Source organism: Acinetobacter sp. NIPH 817 (assembly GCF_000368405.1).
GTDB lineage: Bacteria > Pseudomonadota > Gammaproteobacteria > Pseudomonadales > Moraxellaceae > Acinetobacter.
The window spans coordinates 126242-148726 of sequence record NZ_KB849419.1; the positions used below are offsets into that span (position 1 = coordinate 126242).

General features: G+C 37.8%; 25 protein-coding genes. 11 read left to right on the forward strand and 14 right to left on the reverse strand.

Features of this window, described 5'->3' with window-relative positions:
- The first annotated feature begins 30 nt into the window (after positions 1-30).
- The 3 genes from sodC to F968_RS01970 all read left to right on the forward strand — a co-directional run bounded on the left by sodC (position 31) and on the right by F968_RS01970 (position 3514).
- Positions 31-600, forward strand: coding sequence for a superoxide dismutase family protein (gene sodC / locus F968_RS01960; RefSeq protein WP_081399460.1), 570 nt, complete (start codon positions 31-33; stop codon positions 598-600).
- A 203-nt stretch (positions 601-803) separates the two neighbouring features.
- Positions 804-2954, forward strand: coding sequence for a YccS family putative transporter (yccS, locus tag F968_RS01965; RefSeq protein WP_004789739.1), 2151 nt, complete (start codon positions 804-806; stop codon positions 2952-2954).
- A 26-nt stretch (positions 2955-2980) separates the two neighbouring features.
- Positions 2981-3514, forward strand: coding sequence for a hypothetical protein (locus tag F968_RS01970; protein ID WP_004789740.1), 534 nt, complete (start codon positions 2981-2983; stop codon positions 3512-3514).
- Positions 3515-3554: 40 nt separating this feature from the next.
- On the opposite strand, the gene F968_RS01975 is transcribed toward F968_RS01970, so the two are convergent.
- Positions 3555-4784 (reverse strand): chloramphenicol efflux MFS transporter CraA, encoded by a 1230-nt coding sequence (locus F968_RS01975; protein ID WP_004789742.1) that lies wholly within the window; start codon positions 4782-4784, stop codon positions 3555-3557.
- A 371-nt stretch (positions 4785-5155) separates the two neighbouring features.
- The gene (locus F968_RS01980) at positions 5156-5521 is read right to left on the reverse strand and encodes a hypothetical protein (protein WP_004789744.1); all 366 of its coding nucleotides are present in this window, start codon (positions 5519-5521) and stop codon (positions 5156-5158) included.
- 224 nt (positions 5522-5745) lie between these two features.
- Here F968_RS01980 and F968_RS01985 point away from each other — a divergent pair, with 224 nt between their 5' ends.
- Both F968_RS01985 and F968_RS01990 read left to right on the forward strand, forming a co-directional pair.
- A complete protein-coding gene (locus F968_RS01985; protein WP_004789747.1) occupies positions 5746-6333 on the forward strand; it encodes an NAD(P)H-dependent oxidoreductase in 588 nt (195 codons plus the stop codon).
- Positions 6334-6346: 13 nt separating this feature from the next.
- Positions 6347-6661 carry a putative quinol monooxygenase gene (locus tag F968_RS01990; protein ID WP_004789748.1) on the forward strand — a complete coding sequence of 105 codons (315 nt, stop codon included), beginning with the start codon at positions 6347-6349 and terminating at the stop codon, positions 6659-6661.
- A gap of 46 nt (positions 6662-6707) precedes the next feature.
- Here the strand turns inward: F968_RS01990 and F968_RS01995 are convergent, their stop codons facing one another.
- Positions 6708-7076, reverse strand: a complete 369-nt coding sequence (locus tag F968_RS01995) for a hypothetical protein (protein ID WP_004789750.1) — start codon at positions 7074-7076, stop codon at positions 6708-6710.
- A 186-nt stretch (positions 7077-7262) separates the two neighbouring features.
- Between F968_RS01995 and F968_RS02000 the strand changes: the two genes are divergently transcribed.
- Complete coding sequence (locus F968_RS02000; RefSeq protein ID WP_004789753.1) at positions 7263-8051, forward strand: hypothetical protein; 789 nt, start codon at positions 7263-7265, stop codon at positions 8049-8051.
- A gap of 52 nt (positions 8052-8103) precedes the next feature.
- On the opposite strand, the gene F968_RS02005 is transcribed toward F968_RS02000, so the two are convergent.
- Both F968_RS02005 and F968_RS02010 read right to left on the reverse strand, forming a co-directional pair.
- Positions 8104-9528, reverse strand: a complete 1425-nt coding sequence (locus F968_RS02005) for an AbiH family protein (RefSeq protein WP_004789755.1) — start codon at positions 9526-9528, stop codon at positions 8104-8106.
- 76 nt (positions 9529-9604) lie between these two features.
- Positions 9605-11014 (reverse strand): FAD-binding oxidoreductase, encoded by a 1410-nt coding sequence (locus F968_RS02010; RefSeq protein WP_004789757.1) that lies wholly within the window; start codon positions 11012-11014, stop codon positions 9605-9607.
- A 378-nt stretch (positions 11015-11392) separates the two neighbouring features.
- Between F968_RS02010 and serA the strand changes: the two genes are divergently transcribed.
- The 3 genes from serA (at position 11393) to F968_RS02025 (ending at position 14564) form a co-directional block, all read left to right on the forward strand.
- Positions 11393-12625 (forward strand): phosphoglycerate dehydrogenase, encoded by a 1233-nt coding sequence (gene serA, locus F968_RS02015; RefSeq protein WP_004789759.1) that lies wholly within the window; start codon positions 11393-11395, stop codon positions 12623-12625.
- Positions 12626-12723: 98 nt separating this feature from the next.
- Positions 12724-13608 (forward strand): EamA family transporter, encoded by an 885-nt coding sequence (locus F968_RS02020; protein ID WP_004789761.1) that lies wholly within the window; start codon positions 12724-12726, stop codon positions 13606-13608.
- 92 nt (positions 13609-13700) lie between these two features.
- Complete coding sequence (locus F968_RS02025) at positions 13701-14564, forward strand: EamA family transporter (protein ID WP_004789762.1); 864 nt, start codon at positions 13701-13703, stop codon at positions 14562-14564.
- A gap of 7 nt (positions 14565-14571) precedes the next feature.
- Here F968_RS02025 and F968_RS02030 read toward each other — a convergent pair whose 3' ends face one another.
- From F968_RS02030 to truB, 3 genes are all read right to left on the reverse strand, one after another.
- Positions 14572-15015 carry a hemerythrin domain-containing protein gene (locus F968_RS02030; protein WP_001019905.1) on the reverse strand — a complete coding sequence of 148 codons (444 nt, stop codon included), beginning with the start codon at positions 15013-15015 and terminating at the stop codon, positions 14572-14574.
- 212 nt (positions 15016-15227) lie between these two features.
- Complete coding sequence (locus tag F968_RS02035) at positions 15228-16004, reverse strand: sulfite exporter TauE/SafE family protein (protein ID WP_004789764.1); 777 nt, start codon at positions 16002-16004, stop codon at positions 15228-15230.
- Between the two features lie 19 nt (positions 16005-16023).
- Positions 16024-16929: a tRNA pseudouridine(55) synthase TruB gene (truB, locus tag F968_RS02040; protein ID WP_004789766.1), complete on the reverse strand. Its 906-nt coding sequence runs from the start codon at positions 16927-16929 to the stop codon at positions 16024-16026.
- A gap of 153 nt (positions 16930-17082) precedes the next feature.
- On the opposite strand from truB, the gene F968_RS02045 reads away from it, so the two are divergent.
- Entirely contained in the window at positions 17083-18114 is a 1032-nt protein-coding gene (locus F968_RS02045) for a lipase secretion chaperone (protein WP_004789768.1), read from the forward strand.
- A gap of 117 nt (positions 18115-18231) precedes the next feature.
- Positions 18232-19173, forward strand: a complete 942-nt coding sequence (locus tag F968_RS02050) for a lipase family alpha/beta hydrolase (protein ID WP_081399461.1) — start codon at positions 18232-18234, stop codon at positions 19171-19173.
- A gap of 53 nt (positions 19174-19226) precedes the next feature.
- Here the strand turns inward: F968_RS02050 and rplS are convergent, their stop codons facing one another.
- The 6 genes from rplS to F968_RS02080 all read right to left on the reverse strand — a co-directional run bounded on the left by rplS (position 19227) and on the right by F968_RS02080 (position 22485).
- Positions 19227-19595, reverse strand: a complete 369-nt coding sequence (rplS, locus tag F968_RS02055; protein ID WP_004789772.1) for a 50S ribosomal protein L19 — start codon at positions 19593-19595, stop codon at positions 19227-19229.
- A 219-nt stretch (positions 19596-19814) separates the two neighbouring features.
- Entirely contained in the window at positions 19815-20570 is a 756-nt protein-coding gene (gene trmD, locus F968_RS02060) for a tRNA (guanosine(37)-N1)-methyltransferase TrmD (RefSeq protein WP_004789774.1), read from the reverse strand.
- A 42-nt stretch (positions 20571-20612) separates the two neighbouring features.
- The gene (gene rimM, locus F968_RS02065; RefSeq protein WP_004789777.1) at positions 20613-21161 is read right to left on the reverse strand and encodes a ribosome maturation factor RimM; all 549 of its coding nucleotides are present in this window, start codon (positions 21159-21161) and stop codon (positions 20613-20615) included.
- Between the two features lie 20 nt (positions 21162-21181).
- Entirely contained in the window at positions 21182-21433 is a 252-nt protein-coding gene (gene rpsP, locus F968_RS02070) for a 30S ribosomal protein S16 (RefSeq protein ID WP_000260334.1), read from the reverse strand.
- 147 nt (positions 21434-21580) lie between these two features.
- Positions 21581-22006, reverse strand: a complete 426-nt coding sequence (locus F968_RS02075) for a type IV pilin protein (RefSeq protein ID WP_004789779.1) — start codon at positions 22004-22006, stop codon at positions 21581-21583.
- Entirely contained in the window at positions 22003-22485 is a 483-nt protein-coding gene (locus tag F968_RS02080) for a type IV pilin protein (RefSeq protein ID WP_004789780.1), read from the reverse strand. The genes F968_RS02075 and F968_RS02080 overlap by 4 nt, the downstream gene beginning before the upstream one ends.

Here is a 22485-nt window from a genome sequence, read left to right on the forward strand (position 1 = left end):
ATATATTTATAAGGACATCCGATCATGCAGATGTTTAATAAAATTGGCGCAGTCTGTGCGCTTACAGCTTTTTTTACGGTTGGCTGTAGTTCAGTCACAAAAACTGTATCAGATACAGCTCAAGCATTAACGACAATGCATACGAAAAAAGTAGTTGATGTAAATGAAGTAACCGCTAATGGTATTGGTAAAAAAATCGGTACGATTAGCTTTCAAGATAGCGATAAAGGTTTAATTATTACCCCTGCTCTTGCTGACTTACCAAGTGGTACACGCGGCTTTCATATTCATGAAAATGCTTCTTGTGAACCAGCTGTAAAAGATGGGAAACCGGGCGCTGCTTTAGCTGCTGGTAGTCACTATAACCCGAATCAAGCTCCTCATCACGGTACCCCAACAACTGGCCACTTAGGTGATTTACCTGCTTTAGTAGTCGATAATACTGGTGTTGCAACGACTGCTGTGATCGCACCTCGATTGAAACTTGCTGATCTTCAAGGTCGAGCTATCATGATTCATGCTGGTGGCGATAACTATTCAGACTCACCTCTACCTCTCGGCGGTGGCGGAGCACGAATTGCATGTGGTGTGATTAAATAATTTATGTTTTTTTCAAATTGTGGGTATCTAAAAAGATATCCACAATTTTGTTAATTTATTGATCGTTACAACTTGATTTAAGCCTAATAAAATCTCAAAAAATGACTGACTTTTGTAGATAAAAAGAATAATATTTTTGAAGTAATAAAAATTTAAAGTTACATACTGCTTTCTCACGTATTCTCTAATTTAGAACAAAAGCCGTGAACTATCTGACCCAAATATTTAATAGTTTTAAGACGAACTCGATTTTAATTTATTGCCTGCAAATTTTGATTGTACTCACAGGCACAACTTTAGGTTTACTTTGGCTAGATCATAACGAGCTCATCGTTCCCGTGACATTAGGTGCGATTGCAGCAGCGTTAACCGACTTTGATGATCGCTTAAGTATTCGATTACGTAACTTGGTTTACGTCTGCCTCCTCTTTTTTACAGTCAGTAGTATTCTTGGCTTTTTAGCCCCCTACAAAATTTTCTTTATTTTATATCTTTCTCTTTCGAGTGCTTTTTTCATTTTATTAGGCGCTTTAGGGCAACGTTATGCCACAATTTCGTTTGGCACTATTTTGCTTTCCATTTATAGCATGTTCGGTTTAGGAGAATATGCGCACTGGTACCAACAACCCACCTACTTTGTTTATGGTGCTTTGTGGTATGGCTTTACATCTATTTTGTTTTTTATTATTAAGCCGACACTTCCCTTACAAGATAAGCTCTCACAAATTTTTAAAGAAATATCTGTTCTACTACAAGCAAAAGCACGTTTGTTTGATCCCGACAATAAAGAGAACGTAGAACAACTTTTATATGAACTGTCCTTACAAAATACGCAAGTTGCCCAAAGTCTCAATCAAATACGCAGTTCCCTACTCACTCGACTCAAGGCTTCACGCGTCAGTAATAAAAGTATTTATTGGCTAAACCTGTATTTTTTTGCGCGGGACATTCACGAACAAGCAACCTCTAATTATTTACATTACGAACATATTCAACAGAACTTTAGCCGTAGTGATCTTATTTTCCGTTTCCAAAAAAACCTGCGTCTACAAGCACAAGCATGCCAAGACTTAGCTCAATGTATTTTATATAACCAGCCATATCAGCCTTCGCAAGAAAGTCAGAAAGTATTAGGACATTTAGAAAGTTCTTTAAAAGATTGGATACAACAACATCCACAAAATTTTGAAGTTAAAAATTTAAAACTTATTTTTGATAATTTAAAAGGAATGCATGAACAGTTTGAACAACTACAATATGCACAGCCTTTCCCTGAAAATAATACCCAAACAAGACAAGAACACTTAAATTTACTTGATGATGATATTCAAGGATTTTCAGATCTGATCTTAAAACTCAGACAACAGCTTACACCACAGTCGGCCTTATTTAGACATGCCATACGAATTGCAGTCGTTTTCGCCGCAGGTTATGCCATTTCATTATTACCATTTGCTCAGCATGGCTATTGGATTTTACTGACTAGTTTATTTGTCTGTCAGATCACTTATTTTGCGACTAAAAGCCGTCTTAAACTAAGAACCATTGGCACTCTACTCGGTGTTTTATTAGGAATACCTATTCTATATTTTGTACCGAGTATTGAAGGTCAGCTCATCATTACGATTATTTGCGGAGTCTGCTTTTTCTACTTACGGCAAAAGAAATATGCATTGGCGACGCTTATGGCCACCCTGATGGTGCTGTTAATTTTTAACTTAAAAGGTGCGGGCTACAGCATTATTTTACCTCGCCTGATAGATACGCTGTTAGGCTGTTTTATTGCATGGCTTGCCGTAAACTTTATTTGGCCTGATTGGAACTTCCGCAATATTCCTAACAATATTAAGAAAAGTAGCAAAGCGACCTTAGACTATTTCAATGTGATTGTTGAGCAATATCAATATGGCAAAAATCAAGATATAGAATACCGTCGAATTCGTCGCGCTGCCCATAATGCTCAAATCGAGCTATCGAACATGATCTCGAGTTTAAGTGCTGAACCGAATCCAAATCCTCAACTCATCCATTACGCTTTTCGCTATTTGGTTTATAGCCACAGCCAGTTGAGTTATGTGGCAGCGTTAGGTAGCCAACGGCAGAAAATTGAGGATCAACAGGTATTACAGCTCTTACTGGATTGTCAGCACATTCTTAATCAGAGTTTATTTGAACAAGCTTCTGTTGACTTTAATTTTCTTGAGCGAACTTTAAAACAAATTCAAAATCTAACAACTCATGAGCACTTTTCGGAAAGCTATACTCTAGTCTTAAAACAAATGAGTTTACTATTAGAAACCCTACCTGAACTCTTAACTTTAAAAGGTAAGCTTTTAGAACAAGAGATTAAATAGCTATAACACTTTATTGAGGATAAGAAATGGACTTTCCAAAGATATATAAATTTCTTTCTGCCACTTTTTTATTGCTGAGTAGCACATCATATGCATTTGAAATAAATGATTTAAAAAAGATTATAGAGTGTCAATCAGATCAAGAAACTTATACCAGTTTTGCTTCTGAATATGATGAAAATTTATCAGCGCTTGGCTTTAAAAGAATTGAAGATTCAGACCAACCTTTCATTTATTTATATAAAACTAATCAACCCATTGAACTGTTTGGTTTAAAGACAAACGAAATTGCCCTAGCTGGCCAAGGTATAACTGCCGTTTTTCGTAATGTAAATGTTCAACAACTTTCAAAGAAATTTAATATTCCTCAGCATCCAGACTTTAAAACATTACCTTTTTTTAGAGGTGTTCGCACAGTCAAGACAGAACCTGCAACAGCAGATTCTTTTACTGTTTATCATAAGCTCAACTTATCAGAAATGACTGGAAAAAGTCCGATGACATTATTAGGTTGTACTTATGAAACAGACCGCGAGGAAATGGAAAAAATGTTAAAATAATAGCTAAAAATACCGGAATATAAATTCCGGTGTTTTTTATCTAGTTATTACCTTGTTGTTGCCTCTCTTGCATTTCCTGCTTTAAAGCACTTCTTGGTTGAGTAAACCAAAGAGCAATAAAAGCAAATGCAGATAATACAAAGGCCCATAAATGAAATTGTGTATAGAGGTAACGTACCAGTTCAATCATTGCAAAGAAGCTCATCATCAATAGCATCGAAACTGCCGCTGCAACAGTTCCTTTTGAAACTTCGGATGACATGAGTGCAAAGCGATATAAGACTGAAAAGCTAACTCCCTCACCAAAACAGATGAGCGTCATGCCTGTAAGTAGACAAGGAATTAAATAGGTTTGCCACACCACACCTAATATTAAAATGAGTGTCCCAATCAGCATAATCGGTAAGCCAATTAGAATAGTTTTACCTAAAGCGAGACGATCAATAATTTTAATTAAAACAATGTTACCTACAATGAGACCAACAAATACTGGGAATTGAGCCAAGCCATATTGCACACTTGTGAGCTTTAACTCATCTACCAAAATGATTGGAGATAAAGCGATCCAAAGCATTAAAGGCATGCCGACCAACGGTAGGGCCAGACTTAAGCCTAAAAAACGGCGGTTAGTAAACACCTTTTTAAAATCATCAAAAAGATAACTAAAAGGTTGTCGAGTTACACTGGCTTGCTGACTTGGCATCTGTTTTTTCAAACCGACCCAACTGAGTAATGCCAATACAGCAATGGCGACAAATCCCCAATGCCAAGACACATAATCAATTAAAAAGGCTCCAAGTACAGGCCCCAGCAATGGTGCAAGCAACGAGATATTTGCCATGAGCGCCATAACTTTAATTGCATCACGCTCAGCAAAACTCTCTTGAATAGCGGCATAACCGACTGCGGAGATTACGGTTAAGCCAATTCCCTGCAAAAATCTTAATGCTAGAAATTGTTCTATTTGCCGCGTTAGTAAAATTAAGAAGCAGCATAGAGCAAAAAACAAAACCCCTGCTAGCAGTACTTTTTTACGTCCGAGACGATCTGACAATGGTCCAAGTAACCACGCAACTGTAGCGCCACCTAATAAATAAAATGACATTGAAGATGGAGCCCAAGTTGCACTTACACCAAAATCTTCAGTAATTGCCAACATTGCTGGCTGAATAAGGTCATTACCAATATAAACCGCAAATTCAAATAGCACTAAGGCCAAAGGAAACATCAACGTTGTACGGTTCAACGCTGTCGTTTGAATATTTTTCATGAGTTGTACACTTCAAAATAGCGGCCAGAATGTCTCAGCAACTACATATTGAAATAAATAATGTAGTCATGACAATGACAGTATGGTCTATCAATCTTTAGTTAAGTTTTTATATGCCGTGAGAGTGCATGTTTAGAATGTGAAACACCGTATTCACAAGGTGTCTAAAACGAGAAAAAATGTATGACGTGAGATTCGGTAATTTTTACCAATTGGCACAATTGCCGAGCGCAACAATAGCACTTTTTAAATTGATCAGCAATCATGCAATTTCAAGAAGCTTAAATTTTAGTTTTTTGCACTAAAAGACCCACAAATTCTGGTTGTGCACAAACCCAAAGTTATCCACATATTCGATAAAAAATTAAGCACTAAGGACAAGGATTAACTTGAAAGTCTGGGGCATCTTGTCCTTGCGTACATTGATAGCTTTGCTTTTTATTTACAATTTTCCAGACTTGTTGGTCTCGCTTTAATAAATATTCTGTACGGACTTTCGTTATTGCATCTTCGCTCGGATCTATCTGTAAAATAGTGACTTGAGCATTAGAGGGATCATCGGCAGCATTCATTTGCTGTGAAATATCCAAATTGTTTGCATCATTTAAAAGATCGGGCTGATCAAGTAATACCGCTTGTATCGGGCTATCAGCAAGTTGAGCAGAAGAATTTTTTGCTGGGGCACAAGCCGTTAGTGCTACAAGGCTAAAAGCAATCAGCAAACTCATTTTTCTCATACGTGATCTCTTAGATTTACCCAAACTTAATGCTAAAGACTACAAATAATTTTTTCCGTTCTACTTTGTAAAGTATGCATCTTTAATGTGGAAAATAAAATGATGCATCAAATCAATATTAGTGACTTTTAATCAATAATATTTTTCCTATTCATGCATTTTTCAACAAGAGTAAATTCCGTAAAGTACACATCAAATTTAGGAATTTAATTAGAGTGACTCTCATGAGTAAGATTTTAGTGATTAATGGTGCCAAACAATTTGCACATTCAAATGGTGAATTAAATGACACATTAACCACACTCGCAACGACCCATCTCACGGAACTTGGCCATGAAGTTCAAATGACCCGTGCCGATAGCGATTATGATGCCGAAAATGAAGTTGAAAAATTCTTATGGGCAGATGTCGTTATTTACCAAATGCCAGGTTGGTGGATGGGTGCGCCTTGGACAGTTAAAAAATATATTGATGATGTATTTACTGTAGGTCATGGTTCACTTTACGCAAATGATGGTCGTAGCCGTTCTGATGCATCAAAAAAATATGGTTCAGGTGGTTTAATTCATGACAAAAAATATATGCTGTCACTCACTTGGAATGCGCCAATGGAAGCATTTGACGATGCAGATCAGTTCTTCCACGGCGTAGGCGTAGATGGTGTTTATTTACCATTTCATAAAGCTAATCAGTTCTTAGGCATGAGCACCTTACCAACTTTTATTGTAAACGACGTGATTAAAATGCCTGACGTTAATCGTTATGTTGAAGAATATAAAGCACACTTAAATAGTGTATTTGCAGCAGCTTAATAAGGAGAAATCCATGCTAACCATTATTGCAGAAATTCGCACCAAATCAGCTGGGCAGCATCGTCAAAACGTGTTAGATGCTTTTCAAAAAATTATTCCAACTGTTTTAGCCGAAGATGGTTGTCATGGTTATGAACCTTTAATTGATCACAAATCAAATGCGAGCTTCCAAACCCACGAGCCTGACACAATTGTGATGTTAGAAAAATGGGAAAGTGTTGCTTATCTTGAAGCACATTTGACTACACCTCATATGCAAGCACATCATGAAGCAGTTAAAGATGATGTCATTGATGTCAAAATTAAAATTTTAGAAAGCGGCGTATAATTTAGCCCATAAAAAAAGACGATATATTTATCGTCTTTTTTTGTTTTTAAGAGCAAAGCTGTGTTTGGAAACCTCTAGAGCCTTTCCCTCTCGCACACTGATAGCTTTTTTGCTTATTCTGCAACTGCCACTTTTCATCCACTAATTTAAATGCATATTCTGTTCGAATAGCAGAAACGGAGTCATCCATTAAACCGGTTTGAATGACAACAATACGGGAAACAGTTGGAGATTCTACTCGGTTAAACACTTGCTGAACTGAGGTGTTATTGTGCTCTTTTACAATCTCAGGTTGAGCTTTAAGTACTTGTTGCATTGGGGTTTCGGAACCCACAAAAGGAATTAATTTACTGGTCGTCGCACACCCAGTGAAAAGTCCAGCACAGAGCGCTGAAATTAAAAATAAACGTTGCATTTTTATCACCAAAAACAAAAGGCATAGCTTTATGATGCTATGCCTTTGTCGGTTACTCTGTAGAAACTATGTAGTTCTAAGGATGGCTACTCTTTTACAGACCAAATAATTGTTCTTGCTCACGCAACTTTAATGACAATCGTTTGATAAAATTAATTTCTATTACACATAACAAATAGGATCATTATGCAACTGACTTATGCGGGACAAGTTTTCTTGGTGGTCGTTGCAGTTTTGATGATTTGGTCATTTGTACTCACCAAGTTTTGGGTCAAGCGTTTAGCTAAAAATCGTAAAAGTAGTAAGTTTGAATTTGCTTATTTATTTGCCGTGGTTTTTAGTATTAGTGCTTTATTTTTCCCATTTACTTATTGGGTTTCTCAAGCAGTCTACGGCTTAGTTACCAAAGCAACTTACGATGCAACTGTAGTGAGTTATACTTCTGAATGGGTAGATACTGAACGTACCGACTCAAATGGGCGTAAATATAAAACTAAAACACTCATGCATACTGCTCAGGTTCAATTTAAAGATAATCAAAACAGAACTCTAACTTTAGATAATTCAGTTCGCTCTGGTGATGTACCTATAGTTGGTGAACATATTACTGTTGTTTATGAATCTGGTGATCACACCGCGCAAGAAAAGAGCTGGCGAACAATTCTATTGTTCGCAGCCGCTTTATTTATGCTGTTTATTTTAGGTTATGTGTTGCTCATGATTATTGCCTATAGTCTAAAGCGCGACATGGAACCCTACAAAACATTTGCTAGCACATTAATTTTTAAAGTCACGCTTCCACTTGGAACAATGGCGATGTTTTCGATGTTGTCTTATTCTATTTTTGCCTATTTCTTTTTAGGTAATCCACGGGATTTACCTCTGTGGGCCATTGCGCTTTGTAGCTTTTTTGCTCTTAGTCTTTTACCGTTGATTTATCATATTCTGACGGGTTGGAAAGCGTACAAGAAATAACTCTATCTAAAGCCACTTGTAAGATAAGTGGCTTTATCAAAAGTTACCCAAACTAAGTTAAATCAACTGGTTGAATATTATTAATTTCGACAAGATTAGGATTAGGCTCGAACTTTAACCAACCATTTTTCATCCACCTTTCCACTAGATTGCTTCCAAGAATGGAAAGTAAGTTATTTAACAATTCAAATTTTGCATAATTATTGAAATAAAAAACAATAATATTACAACGCTGCTGAATAAACTCTCCATTAAAGGAGAATATTTCTTTAATATAATTTTCATCTGATTGGTCCAAAGAGTGCCCCCATATTTGAATATTGTAAGTTTCTTCAGAACTTTGCTTCAACACTCCGTAATCTCTAGTTTTAGCATCAAACATTGTTCTAAAATATACATCTACACTTAAAGAGGGGTTATCTAAGTAACTATTGATTTCATCCTCTAAACTTTTAACTTTTCTTTCCGTAGAGTAAAAATGATTAATAATTTCACTTAAAAAAATATAATCCGTATTTTTATACATTTTCTGATGATATTTAGTAAAACCATATGCTTTTATATTTTTTAATGATTCTGACTTTAAATCTGAAATCCCTAAAACAATATTTTGATTAACACCCGCCTTACCATGTAAGAAATCAACATATCGATCATTATTACAAATCTTAGTGTAAGTATTAGTATAATTAAATGAATAAACCTTATCATAATTAGAAATATAATTATCATCTATACCATTTTTAAACTTAAGATCACAAATCAAACAAAGATACCAGTTAAAAATATCAATAAAATTATTCAAAGATTCATTCAAATCCCCAATACTATTTTCAACCATATAAAAATCATATTTATCAAAGCGCTTAATATATTTATCACTTATAAAATAATTGTAATTCTTTGACTTCAAATCTGTGTAATTAAATTCTCTATATCCATCTGAATCTCTTACTGATTTATAATATTTCTTTTCTAAAATTTTCACACATGATAGAGCATCGCAAGCTCTTTCCCCCAGATAAATAAATTTATTAGAAGTAGAATCGTTACTTATAGATGTTTTTACTTCCAACTCAAGATTGTTATCTTTATTATAAAAATCAGTTATTTTTTCAAATAATTTAGTAAAATAATTTAATACTTCTTCAATCTTTTTTTCGAAATCTATCCAAGTTCTTACCTGTCTTACATGATCAGAGAAATATTGGTACCAAACATTTTCTTTCAAATGTTGCTTTAACTCTATGATTTGGTCAACCGAGATTTTGGTCTCATCTGTTTGATACATTGCTTTTGTATATCTGAAGAAATAATTCTCTTTTTCATACAAAGAGCCAAATAGATCATCAAAGCTCATCTCCCCAACAGATAAATCCCAATTTTCTATAGCTTCCATTGCAACCATAAAATGGTCATACTTTGTAGGCAAATAGTGAGATAAATCGAAGCCATTACCAACTATTAGAATATTCATTGTTATAAAATTCTCATAATAAAAAAGCGCATCTTTCGATACGCTTTTAACAGAAATTCTTTTATTCAATCAAGCATTAAAGATCAAACAATTTACCTGGGTTCATCAAACCATTCGGATCAAATACTTTCTTCAAAGCTTTCATATATTCAATTTCTTCAGGCGAACGCGAATATTCCAAATATGGTTTTTTCGTCATACCTACGCCATGTTCGGCAGAGATTGAACCATCGTATTTTTTCACGGTATCAAATACATATTTATTCACAACCTGACACTTCGCAAAGAACTCATCTTTGGTTAAGTTTTCAGGTTTCAAAATATTTAAGTGCAAGTTACCGTCACCAATATGACCGAACCAGCAAATTTCAAAATCAGGATAGTTTTCTTGAACAATTGCATCAATCTCACGAATAAATGCAGGTACGTGAGTAATTAATACTGAAATATCATTTTTGTATGGAATAAACGGCGCGATTGATTCAGAGATATCTTCGCGTAAACGCCATAAACTTTCGACTTGGTCAAGGCTCTGGCTCATTACGCCATCAAGTACCCAACCCTGCTCCATACAATGCTCGAAGATTTCCATTGCTTTATCGAGAATCGGCTCATATGGCGCTTCAAACTCAAGCAATACATAGAACGGACATTCAGTTTCAAATGGACGTTGTACATGCCCGTGATCTAAAACTTTTTGCATTGCAAGTTCACCAAAGAACTCAAATGCAGTCAAATCGATATCTTTTTGGAACGCATGTAATACAGGCATTACTGCGTCAAAATCAGGAACACCTAAAACTAAAACTTGTAAGTTTTGTGGTTGGCGCTCTAGTTTAATTTCTGCTTCAGTCACTAAACCTAATGTACCCTCACCACCAATAAACAAATGCTGCAATGCATAACCAGTTGCATTTTTAACCATGCCTTTGTTTAAACGTAAAATATCACCTTTACCAGTGACAACGGTTAAACCAAGCACCCAATTACGTGTCATGCCGTATTTAATAACTTTAATACCACCGGCATTGGTACCGATATTACCGCCAATCTGGCTAGAACCCGCTGACGCAAAGTCAACCGGATAATACATCCCTTGCTCTTCAGCATAGTTTTGTAATTGTTCAGTCACTACACCAGCTTGCACTCGTACCATACGATCTGCTGGGAAGAACTCAAGAATCTGGTTCATTTTGTCCATGCTAATGACAATTTCACCATTCGTTGCTACAGCACCCGCAGAGAGACCAGTACGACCGCCTGACGGCGTAATCGCAATATTAAACTGGTTCGCAAGCTTTACAACTGCCTGAACTTGTTCAGTGGTCGATGGAAAAACGATGACCGATGGGTTCGGATTAAAATGCTTGGTATGATCTTTACCCCAGTTTTCGAGACTATCAGCATCGGTTTTAATACGGTTTTCACCGACGATTGCTGTTAATTGGGTGAGTAACTCAGGTGTTAAAGCGACTGGAGCATTCATCGTTTGCAGACCTAGCAAGAAGTAAACTATGGTGGGACTATGACTTCATATTTTCAGGGTTTTCACCTGAGCAAAGCCATAATGTTCAAGGAACTCCTATATTCTACATGCAACAGCTCAAGCGATAAAGTTCAGAATAGAGATACTGTCACTACAAAACATGTTTAACGTAAATAAATGCTTTTCTATGGGACTTTCAGAGAAAAATCGTATTTAAATTCCATACCAAACCTATTCTAAATTACTCACAAGCCATAAATAGAAGTGATTAGACATAGATAAAATTGCCATAAGACGATGGCGCAAACGAAATATCTATAGTACCGACCATTATGTTATGATAGCGCCACCAAATTTGGCCTTTGTAGCGGAGCCGTAATGAGCCAACATCTTTCACTACCTAAAGATAAAATCCGTTTCCTTTTGTTAGAAGGCGTTCACCAAAACGCAGTCGATACTCTAAACGCTGCGGGTTACACCAATATTGACTATCGCAAAACTGCTCTTGAAGGCGAAGCGCTAAAAGAAGCTGTTAAAGATGCTCACTTTATTGGTATTCGTTCGCGTACCCAATTGACTGAAGAAGTTTTCGAAGCTGCAAATAAATTGATCGCAGTGGGCTGTTTCTGTATCGGAACAAACCAAGTTGATCTTAAAGCAGCAATGGCACGTGGTATTCCTGTATTCAACGCACCGTATTCAAATACGCGTTCAGTTGCAGAGCTTGTACTTGCTGAAACAATTCTTCTTCTTCGCCGTGTTCCTGAAAAATCGGCGGCTTGTCATCGTGGTGGTTGGGACAAGTCTGCTGTCGGTTCTTTCGAAACTCGTGGCAAAACTTTAGGTATTGTAGGTTACGGTTCCATCGGTTCTCAGCTTTCTGTTCTTGCTGAAAGCTTAGGTATGCATGTGATTTATTACGATGCAGTAACTAAATTACCAATGGGTAATGCTCGCCAAGTTGGTTCATTAGACGAACTCTTAGCGACTGCTGATGTAGTTACATTACATGTGCCTGATGTTCCATCTACACGCAACTTCTTCACTAAAGCACAATTTGCAAAAATGAAAGAAGGCGCAATCTTTCTAAATGCTGCACGTGGTACATGTGTAGTGATTGAAGATTTAGCAGATGCAATCAAATCTGGTCATATTGCTGGTGCAGCGGTTGACGTATTCCCTAAAGAACCAAAAGCAAATGGCGAAGAGTTTGTTTCTCCACTTCGTGGCTTAGACAATGTGATTTTGACTCCTCACGTTGGTGGTTCAACCATGGAAGCGCAAGCAAACATCGGTTTAGAAGTTGCAGAGAAATTTGTTGCTTACTCTGACAAAGGTATGACACTTTCTGCGGTAAACTTCCCAGAAATCGCGTTACCGTTGACTGCTGGCCAACACCGTTTATTGCACATTCACAAAAACGTACCGGGCGTATTGTCTAAAATCAACAACTTGTTTGCTGAACAAGGCATCAACATTTCTGGTCAATCACTCATGACTAAAGGCGACATCGGTTACCTCGTAATGGACGTTGACGCTTCTGCTTCTCACGAAGCTTTAGATATGTTGCATGAAGTTGAAGGTACAATTCGCGTGCGCGTATTGTTCTAATACGAACTGTAAATTTAAAAGCCACAGCATTGTCTGTGGCTTTTTTATGGACATTTACATTATCATGTGAAAAGTATACCAATCGATCAAATAATAAAATGTCCAGTTCGAACCAGAAATCTCAGCTACATGCGTTGGGTTTTCTTATTCTCGCTATGCTGAGCGTACAAAGCAGCGCATCTTTAGCTAAATTTCTGTTCCAGAGCTTTCCCACCCTTACCGTTTCAGCAATGCGCTTATGCTTAGGTGCAATTATTCTTGCCTTTATTTTTAGAATTTGGCGAATTAATTTTAGTCAGGTCCGCTGGAAAGCTATTTTAGCGTATGGCTTTGCTCTTGCAGGAATGAACGCACTTTTTTATCTGTCAATTGAACGGTTACCCATTGGTATTGCAGTTGCTTTTGAATTTATTGGCCCCTTAAGTGTAGCCTTATACCATGCACGCCAAAAATATGATTTTGTTTGGGTCTGTTTAGCGATTGTTGGCCTCATTTTACTTTTCCCTTTCAATCAGGCTCATAGTCTGGATTGGATCGGAGTGTTATTTGCGGTTAGTGCTGGCGCATGTTGGGCACTTTATATTATTGCTGGACAAAAACCTTCAGGTATATCTGGCAATCACACTGTGTGTTTAGGAATGAGTGTGGGCGCATGCATCTTATTACCCATTACTTTTTTCTCAGGCTCAATAGGTCAAGTTATCGAACTCCCTTATCTTTTTTATTTTATTGGTTTGGCAATTTTAGCCAGCGCATTACCCTTTTCCTTAGAAATGCTAGCCTTACGTAATTTAACGCCCTTAAGTTTCGGAACATTGATGAGCCTAGAGCCTGCAGTTGCTGCACTTTCTGGTTTTATCATTTTAGGTGAGTATTTGTTATGGAATCAATGGTTGGCACTTGCAACAATTATTGCAGCTTCGGTCGGTTGTACCATAACCACCCAAAAAGCACGTCAGGAACGTGAAAAAACAGTAAGTTAAATCGACTAAAACCACGAGTTAAAACATGGGATTCGCTATAATTAACCCTTGTTCGTTTTAAATAATATTAGATGAGGCCCTAGGGTATTTCCATGCAGAATCTTCCCATTATTGCTGTGCTATATATGATTCTGTCGATGGTCTCATATCAAATCAGCGCTTCATTTGCTAAGCAACTCATCGCGATATTAGACCCTCTCACTGTTACAGTTTTAAGGCTGAGCTTTGCAACGGTCATTGTCGCTATAATGTTCCGCTCATGGAAAATCTGGACACGCTTACCCTATTTAAAATGGCGTGATTTATTGATGTACTGCGCGTCTTTGGGCCTCATGAATATTTTATTCTATACGTCGCTTGGAAAATTACCTCAAGGAATTGCTGTGGGCCTAGAGTTCATTGGTCCATTAGGTCTAGCTCTACTTTCTATTAAACAAAAGAGTGACTACATTTGGGTGGCATTCGCGATGTTAGGTATTGCACTGATGGTGCCTTGGCAAGACCCAACGCAACACCACTTTTCCTACGTCGGTGCTGCCTGCGCGCTAGGTGCTGGATTTTGCTGGGCCTTCTATATTTATTTTGGTCAGAAAGTTGTGACCCAAAATATAGGGATGCACGCTTTAACCATTGGAATTGGATTATCTGCCCTAACCTTACTACCGATTAGCATCTGGCATAATGCTCCTGCATTACTTGAGACGCAGTACTGGGGTAAAGCATTACTTATTGCAGTTTTAGCGACGGCTATTCCATATGCACTCGACTTAATGGCACTCAAACAACTTACTAAATTAACTTACGGCACCCTAACGAGTTTAGCACCAGCATTGGCAGCATTAACGGGTTTCTTATTGCTTCACGAAGAAATCAGCATGCTGCAATGGGTGGCTTTAGGTTGTGTAATGTTGGCATCAATTGGCGTTACTTTAAGAAGTACTAAAAAAGTAGCATAGTTAAATACTATTGCTGCTTTTTATACTTTTTATATTCCTTTAAATATTTATTACCGAGTGTTTCTTTTTCACTATCTTTAAGAATTTTTCCCGCCTGTTGAAAAAATTTATGCTCTTCTTCTTTTAAATGATGATGAACTTTTTCACTCAACTGTTTGGCAGTTGCTAACCAGCTTGGGCTACTCATATCGGTTTTTTCAAGTTGTTCAACCAACTCATCCATTTCATGATGTTCGGATAAAGCATGTCTCGTAATATCTAAACCGACATCATCAAACATTAAAGGAATATATAAATAACGGTCTTCAGCAACTGAATGGGCATAAAGTTCATTTTTTAATGCATCAAATAATTCTTTTCGTTCTTCGGTTAAACCATGTGTCTGGATTAATTGCTCAGAAAGGTTGCGTTGATTTTCATGGCTTTCTCTTAATGCTTCGAAAATATTCATTCTCTTCCTCATTTTTAGCTAAAAAATCTTTTTTATTTCAAGGTTTATCATACGTTGAAATTTATAATATTTAAGTAGCTTAAAATGAGACTATTTTTTACACAGTTTTCTTTCTAGTAAGTTTCTGTAATGATTTTTATATTTTAAATTATGAAGGATACATAAAAAGTATGAACTGCTCTTTAAGATCAGTTCATACTTTTTTATCTTATTTAACCTGTAACAAACATTTGATAGCCCAAACGGCAAATTAGAATACTGACTAAAATTAAAAAGATAATACGGACAAAACCACTACCATATTTAAGCGCGGTACGCACCCCAACAATAGAGCCAAGCACGTTAGCTACCGCCATCATCAAACCAATATGCAAAATAGCGTGACCTGTTGGAATGAAGAAACTCAGTGCAGCCAAGTTTGTCATAAAATTACCAATTTTTGACAAAGCTGAGGCATGTAAAAAATCAACTTGTAAAAAACGGATAAAGAAAAAGATAAAGAAGCTACCGGTACCCGGACCAAAAATACCGTCATAAAAACCAATCGCCAAACTACCAATAGCAGCCAAAATTAACATTTTATTGGTAATTTTTTGCTCTGTATGGACTTGACCAAAGTTCTTTTTAATTAAGGTATAGATGGCTATTACAATCAACATTACAAACACAAAAGGACGTAATACCGATTGGGGAATTAACGATAAACAAGCCGCACCAGCAAAAGAACTAATCAGTGCACAAATAGCAATAACGGCTAAAAGCTTCCATTGCAACTTTACTCTTTTTGCAAAAGTATAAGCTGCAGATGCAGTACCAAAGATTGAAGATAATTTATTTGTACCAATAACCGTTGCAGTCTGCATGTTCGGAAAAGTACTCATGATACCGGGAATCTGGATGAGTCCACCGCCGCCTACAGCAGCATCAATTGCTCCCGCAGTAAACGCAAAAAAGATCAAACTAAGGATAACATCCCATTCCATACCCATGCTCTATACTCTACATCTACTACAAATTTAAGATACGCTTAGGTACCAACCGTTTTTTATCAGTAATCTCAGCTAAGCCTAAACAGCGCTCACCCGAAAACACCAAAACTTCTGCTTCTGCAGAATGCTCAATATTGCTTTCTAAACCGTTGCAAAAATATTTTTCACGTCCTTCTGGAACTTGAATTTTTAGGAAATGGTCAACTGGAGCATAAACAGGAAGTAACAATGCTTCTCTTTGCTCTTCAGTTAAGCTTTCCAGATATTCAATGGTATAATTCGGAATAAGCTCAAAATGTCCTGTTTGAGTCCGGTTTAGCATCGTTAAATGCCCACCACAACCAAGTGCTTCACCAATATCTTCACCGAGTACACGAATATATGTTCCTTTAGAACAAGTGACATCCAGAGTGATACTATTTTCGGTAAATTCAATGAGCTCTAAAGCATAAATTGTGACTGGGCGTGCTTCACGCTCAATCTCAATACCTTTTCGGGCAAGCTCATATAATGGTCTGCCTTCTTTTTTCAAAGCCGAGTACATCGGCGGAACTTGTTGAATATCACCTCTAAATTTTTCTAAGGTTTGTTCAATAAGCTCTGGGTTAAGAACAGGAACAGAGCGTTCTTGTAGAATCTCCCCTTCCACATCACCCGTCGTTGTGGTTTGCCCCAATCGAACAGTAGTTTGGTAGCGCTTTGTTGAGTCCAGCAAATAATGTGAGAACTTGGTGGCCTCTCCCAAACAAATCGGGAGTAAACCTGTCGCCAATGGGTCTAAAGCTCCAGTATGACCTGCTTTTTGGGCGCGATATAACCAACGCACTTTTTGCAAAGCCGCATTTGAGCTGAGCCCTAATGGTTTATTTAATAGAAATACACCACTGATATGGCGACGAGAAATTTTTTGATTTTTTGTCGTCATTTTTACTGGAACACAAAGCTAGAAAAAAGTGCCGACATGTTAGCAAATTCGGCAAGATATTTTCACAATATTTAGGTGCCTTTTCACTTATTTTATGGCACATTAATGATCGAGTAAAAAAACAACAAATTAAAACTTAAGGAAGATATCTTTATGCAAGGGATGCAGAAGAAGGTATTGTGGTGCGTGCTCGGTTTTTTTATTTTGAGCCTCATTGCATGTGTCTATTGGTTAAGTACTGACTCAAAAAATACATCAGCCCAAGTCAGTGAAAATACAGCTCAAAACTTAGCATCAGCCCCATCCACAGATCATTCATCGTTAAATGAAGATGCTTATCATAGTAAAAGTCAGCAAGACACTGAAGTTAACTGCCAGTTAAAAATTGATAGTTCCCAGCATTTAGTCGTTAACAGTCAAACACGCGACTGCTTTGAATATTTTATTACTCAATATGGCGAAAACGATTTAGAACAGATCAAAAATCACTTTGGGAAATTTATTCAAGGACAATATTTAGAACCAGCACGCTCACAGATTATGGATTTATGGGCCCGCTATTTAAAATATCGTGAACAACTTGCTCAAATCCAAACGCCTTCAGCAAAACAACAAGATAAAAATTATTTTCAAAAGATCTTTAATTCAATTCAAGATATTAGAAAACGTTTCTTTTCAACTTCTGAAATTGAAGGTCTTTTCTCGAGCGAAGATATCTATCAGAACTATACGCTAGATCGAATGCAGATACTCGAAGACTCTTCTCTAAGCGAAATTGAAAAAGCACGAAAACTTAAAGAACGTTTTGAGGAACTTCCAGAAGACTGGCAGCAAAACCTGCAAGAACTTTCTAAACTTGATGATTTACATACCCTGACCAAACAAATTAAAGCTCGTAAGGGTTCAGCAGAAGAACTTCGACAGATGCGTACAGCACTCGTTGGAGCAGAGGCGACTCAACGATTAGAAACTTTAGATACAGAGCGGAATGCTTGGCAACAAAGGGTCACAAGTTATCTCGATGGTCGAGATGAAATTATTAAAAGTAACATGAGTGATAGCGCCAAAAATCAAGCTATTCAACAGTTACGTCAACAACAATTCAATTCATCACAAGAACAACTAAGACTTCGAACTTTTGAAACGGTCCATGATCAGGGAGGTGAGCTGCCATTTAATTACTAAGCCTTTCCTTTTTTTGGAACTGGCTAAACATTCACTAGCAGTAAGAAGCTGCTTTTCATACAAAATAAAAATAGTGAGTAAAAAATGAAAAGGAAGTTAATGTTTTTCTGCGCTGCAATGCTCTCAGGACTGAGTATTTCAGCGGCCCATGCAACAAATGCTGAACAAGTTAAAAGCTCGTTCGTTTATTCATCTTACGCGCAAACAAAATATCCAATGGTTTTTAATCATGGTATGGCGGGTTTTAACAGAATTGGAACAGATACGCTTGGTCTCGATTACTGGTACCAAATTCTTCCTGATCTTGCCCGTAATGGAGGAAATGTCTGGGCTACAAGGGTCTCACCATTTAACTCAACAGAAGTGCGTGGAGAACAACTTGCCCAGCAAGTAGAAGAGATTATTGCCATTACTGGTAAACCTAAAGTCAACTTAATCGGTCATAGCCATGGGGGTCCAACAATTCGCTATGTAGCCGGTATCATGCCAGAAAAAGTTGCCTCACTTACCACGATTGGTGCGCCTCATAAGGGATCACCAATGGCAGATGTCATTCTGAACGTTGAGGGTACTCCTCTGTCTGGACTGGCAACGTTAGTAAATTGGTTTTCAGCAGCGATTACTTGGGCAGGAGGTCTAGATCCGACTAGCTATCCGCATGACTCTTTAGCAGGTGCGCATAGTTTATCAACTCAAGGTTCAGCTCAGTTTAATGCTCAGTTCCCTATGGGTGTACCAATCACTTCTTGTGGTGAGGGAGCATATCAAGAGAAAGGCATTTATATGTATTCTTTCTCTGGAAATAAAGCCTTAACCAATCCATTAGATCCATTTGATATTGCTCTTACAGGCAGTAGCTTAGTGATCGATCCATTTGGTGATAATGATGGACTAGTTTCCCGATGCAGTGCCAAATTTGGTAAAACAATTCGTGATGATTACAACTGGAATCATTTAGATGAAGTGAATCAAGTGCTGGGGATACGTTCTATTTTTGCTTCAGATCCGGTCTCGGTTTACCGTCAACATGCAAACCGTTTGAAACTTCAAGGACTGTAATTTTTTAAAACAAAAAATGCGCCAAAAGGCGCATTTTTTTACTCGCGATAAGCTTACGCTTTACGAGCTGGTAATTTTTCACGAATACGTGCAGCTTTACCAGACAAGTCACGGAGGTAGTAAAGTTTAGCACGACGAACGTCACCACGACGTTTCACTTCGATTTTAGCAACAACTGGTGAGTGAGTTTGGAATACACGCTCAACACCAACACCGCTAGAAATTTTACGTACTGTGAACGCAGAGTTCAAACCACGGTTTTTCTTAGCAATTACAACACCTTCAAATGCCTGAAGACGTTCACGCTCACCTTCTTTTACTTTAACTTGGACAATAACAGTGTCACCAGGAGCAAAAGCAGGGATATCAGATTTTAACTGTGCATTTTCAACAGCTTGAACTAAAGGATGTTTACCACTCATTGTGGGAATCTCCAATATGTGCGGAGTCAGAAGAGGTCTGAAATTCCGCTGGGGATAGAGGCTAAAGCGCATATCAACCCGTTTATCTTTCCCTTTACGACAAAATGTCTATAAAGAGCCTTAGAATATACACAAAACTATTCATTAAATAGAATCATGCTTTAACTCGAAGCATTGCTTCTCGTATTTTTGCAGAACTTCCGTTCCTGAGAATAGTGGTTAAGAATTACCACCGCTCTCTTGTGCATCTTTTAGCCATTTTTTCTGCTGCTTATTCAACTCTACTTTCTCAGTCAACTCTGGTCGACGTTCTAAAGTTCGTTGATAACGCTGCAAAAAACGCCATTTTTCGATATTACCGTGATGTCCAGATTTTAAAACTTCTGGTACATCCAGCCCCTCAAAATGGTCTGGCTTTGTATATTGTGGACAATCTAAAAGACCATCAACAAAAGAATCTTGTATTGCCGACTGTTCATCTGACATTACATTCGGCAAACGGCGAATAATACTGTCAAGTAACACCATAGCGGGCAGTTCACCACCTGATAAAACGTAATCACCAATTGACCATTCCTGATCAACATAATGCTGGATCAAACGCTCATCCACTCCCTCATAACGTCCACACAGTACAATTAAGCCGTCGTAATCAACAAACTGCTGTACTGCTTGTTCATTTAAAGTTTTGCCTTGTGGAGACATGTACACCACAGGAACATGAACATGTCCTGCTTGTGAGGCAAGCTGTTTGGCATGCGCAATTGCTTTCGCCAAAGGCTCAGCCATCATTACCATCCCAGGGCCACCACCAAATGGACGTTCATCCACTCTTCTGTAGTTTCCCTCAGCAAAATCACGAGGGTTAATACAAGTAACTTGTACAATATCTCGTTTTGCCGCACGTCCGCTGATGCCGTAGGCTGTAATCGCTTCAAACATTTCAGGAAAAAGCGTAATGACTGCAAAAAACATCACAGACTCCTCTATTTTCCTGCTGTATTAATCCTAAAAGGATTAATAATCTACGCCCCAATTGACGTAAATACGACCAGCTTCAAGATCAACACGTTGTACTACATCCTTATGCCAAGGAATCATGCGTTCTTCTGAATCAACGCTGTCTGGGGTAGCATGTACCACCATCACATCATTAGCTCCAGTTTCAAACAATTCATGAATTTTTCCTAAGTTTACTTCCTGCTCTTCATCATCCAGACCAAACACTGTTAAGCCTTTTAAATCTGACCAGTAGTACTCATCTACATCTGCTTTTGGCAGTTGAGACTTAGCAATCCAGATATTAGCGCCAACCAAGTTTTCTGCCCCTGTGCGATCACTCACACCTTTCAAAGCAACAACTAGGCCTTTGCCATGTGGTTTCCAACGTTTTACATCTATTGTTTGCCAACCGGCCTTGGTCTCAATGTACCAAGGCAGGTAGTCAAACATGTTGCTCATAGGTTCTGTATTTGAATACACCCAGAGCCACCCATTCAATCCATAAGCTGAACGTAACTGTCCAATCTGAATACGATCTTCGGGAACATTCTGTGTTGATGTCATGGGCTACCTACTACAAAAAATTATGCAGTAGCTTTTTTAGCTTGAGCAGCTAAAGAAGCAACACGTTCAGAAGGTTGAGCACCTTGAGAAACCCAGTGAGCAAAACGGTCTGCATCTAAACGAAGTTTTTCTGCTTGACCTTGTGCAGTCGGGTTAAAGAAACCGATACGCTCGATGAAACGACCATCACGTGCATTGCGGCTGTCAGTCACAACGATTTGATAGAATGGACGTTTTTTTGCGCCGCCACGTGCTAAACGAATAACAACCATGATAAAAGCCTTATAATTCTTACGGATTATCCCTGCGCCGACCATCGGCAACACTTCAAACCCCTTTCATAGAGGGCGACATTCTACGTGATTTTCGCCCTGAAAGAAAGATTATTTTTTGAGTTATCCGCAGTTTTGAATTTAAAATTACTGTAGCCAATTTGATGCGGCAGATAACGCACAATTCGCTGCACCTTTTGCCCAAAATTTTTGTCCTTGATCATTAAGACAAATGATCCCATCACCAGCTTGAGAAGTATTAGCAATAGGCGTAGCAGTTAACACCCAGTTTGAATCAGTTATGTTGGCAAAAGCTAAGTTATATAAGGCTTGGCCTTGTTGAGGACTTACATTAGAGCCATAAATCGAAGTAATAGTCGCATTTGATGGGTAACGATTGTGAACCATTTTTTCTGATTCTAATGTTTGGGCAATATTCATCATTTCAGATTGAACAGCTGTACGATGCCCTTTACGTAAATATTGCAAATATGAAGGTGTCGCTATAGCTGCTAAAATTGCAATTATTGCTACTACAATCATGAGTTCTATTAAGGTAAAACCATTCTTCATTGCCAATTCTCACTATTTGTTTCACATACATTGCAAGTGACTGTTCCACCACAGTCATTATCAACAGCCGTAGCTGTTAAACTTTGGCAACGCAAACCTGAATTCTTAGCAATAAAATTAAAGTTTCTGGAATCTGTAGTTGTCGCTTTAATGACCCATGTTTGCCCATTTGCAGCAGCATTCGTCAATAAATTTCCTGCCGTCGTATCATCACTAATTTCAATCGTATAACCACCCCGTGGCAAAGTTACAGATGTGGTCGTAAATCCTCTATAAGTAAAGTTCTTGGATTTATGTCGTTCCAACTGTTCTGCCAATTTTAGAATTTCACCTTTAGCAGCAGAGGCAGTCGCTCTGCGGCTATAACTTTGATATGAAGGGATAGCAATTGAAGCAAAAATAGCGACAATCACGATGACAACCATGAGCTCAATCAAGGTAACACCCTGATTAAAACGCAGAATATAATATTTATTCAT

Bases quoted from the DNA above. Each gene is read 5' to 3' on its own strand.
- sodC (WP_081399460.1), top strand. From the start codon at position 31: ATGTTTAATAAAATTGGCGCAGTCTGTGCGCTTACAGCTTTTTTTACG.
- F968_RS01970 (WP_004789740.1), top strand. From the start codon at position 2,981: ATGGACTTTCCAAAGATATATAAATTTCTTTCTGCCACTTTTTTATTG.
- F968_RS01975 (WP_004789742.1), bottom strand. From the start codon at position 4,784: ATGAAAAATATTCAAACGACAGCGTTGAACCGTACAACGTTGATGTTT.
- F968_RS01980 (WP_004789744.1), bottom strand. From the start codon at position 5,521: ATGAGAAAAATGAGTTTGCTGATTGCTTTTAGCCTTGTAGCACTAACG.
- F968_RS01985 (WP_004789747.1), top strand. From the start codon at position 5,746: ATGAGTAAGATTTTAGTGATTAATGGTGCCAAACAATTTGCACATTCA.
- F968_RS01990 (WP_004789748.1), top strand. From the start codon at position 6,347: ATGCTAACCATTATTGCAGAAATTCGCACCAAATCAGCTGGGCAGCAT.
- F968_RS01995 (WP_004789750.1), bottom strand. From the start codon at position 7,076: ATGCAACGTTTATTTTTAATTTCAGCGCTCTGTGCTGGACTTTTCACT.
- F968_RS02000 (WP_004789753.1), top strand. From the start codon at position 7,263: ATGCAACTGACTTATGCGGGACAAGTTTTCTTGGTGGTCGTTGCAGTT.
- F968_RS02005 (WP_004789755.1), bottom strand. From the start codon at position 9,528: ATGAATATTCTAATAGTTGGTAATGGCTTCGATTTATCTCACTATTTG.
- F968_RS02010 (WP_004789757.1), bottom strand. From the start codon at position 11,014: ATGAATGCTCCAGTCGCTTTAACACCTGAGTTACTCACCCAATTAACA.
- serA (WP_004789759.1), top strand. From the start codon at position 11,393: ATGAGCCAACATCTTTCACTACCTAAAGATAAAATCCGTTTCCTTTTG.
- F968_RS02020 (WP_004789761.1), top strand. From the start codon at position 12,724: ATGTCCAGTTCGAACCAGAAATCTCAGCTACATGCGTTGGGTTTTCTT.
- F968_RS02025 (WP_004789762.1), top strand. From the start codon at position 13,701: ATGCAGAATCTTCCCATTATTGCTGTGCTATATATGATTCTGTCGATG.
- F968_RS02030 (WP_001019905.1), bottom strand. From the start codon at position 15,015: ATGAATATTTTCGAAGCATTAAGAGAAAGCCATGAAAATCAACGCAAC.
- F968_RS02035 (WP_004789764.1), bottom strand. From the start codon at position 16,004: ATGGGTATGGAATGGGATGTTATCCTTAGTTTGATCTTTTTTGCGTTT.
- truB (WP_004789766.1), bottom strand. From the start codon at position 16,929: ATGACGACAAAAAATCAAAAAATTTCTCGTCGCCATATCAGTGGTGTA.
- F968_RS02045 (WP_004789768.1), top strand. From the start codon at position 17,083: ATGCAAGGGATGCAGAAGAAGGTATTGTGGTGCGTGCTCGGTTTTTTT.
- F968_RS02050 (WP_081399461.1), top strand. From the start codon at position 18,232: ATGCTCTCAGGACTGAGTATTTCAGCGGCCCATGCAACAAATGCTGAA.
- rplS (WP_004789772.1), bottom strand. From the start codon at position 19,595: ATGAGTGGTAAACATCCTTTAGTTCAAGCTGTTGAAAATGCACAGTTA.
- trmD (WP_004789774.1), bottom strand. From the start codon at position 20,570: ATGTTTTTTGCAGTCATTACGCTTTTTCCTGAAATGTTTGAAGCGATT.
- rimM (WP_004789777.1), bottom strand. From the start codon at position 21,161: ATGACATCAACACAGAATGTTCCCGAAGATCGTATTCAGATTGGACAG.
- rpsP (WP_000260334.1), bottom strand. From the start codon at position 21,433: ATGGTTGTTATTCGTTTAGCACGTGGCGGCGCAAAAAAACGTCCATTC.
- F968_RS02075 (WP_004789779.1), bottom strand. From the start codon at position 22,006: ATGAAGAATGGTTTTACCTTAATAGAACTCATGATTGTAGTAGCAATA.
- F968_RS02080 (WP_004789780.1), bottom strand. From the start codon at position 22,485: ATGAATAAATATTATATTCTGCGTTTTAATCAGGGTGTTACCTTGATT.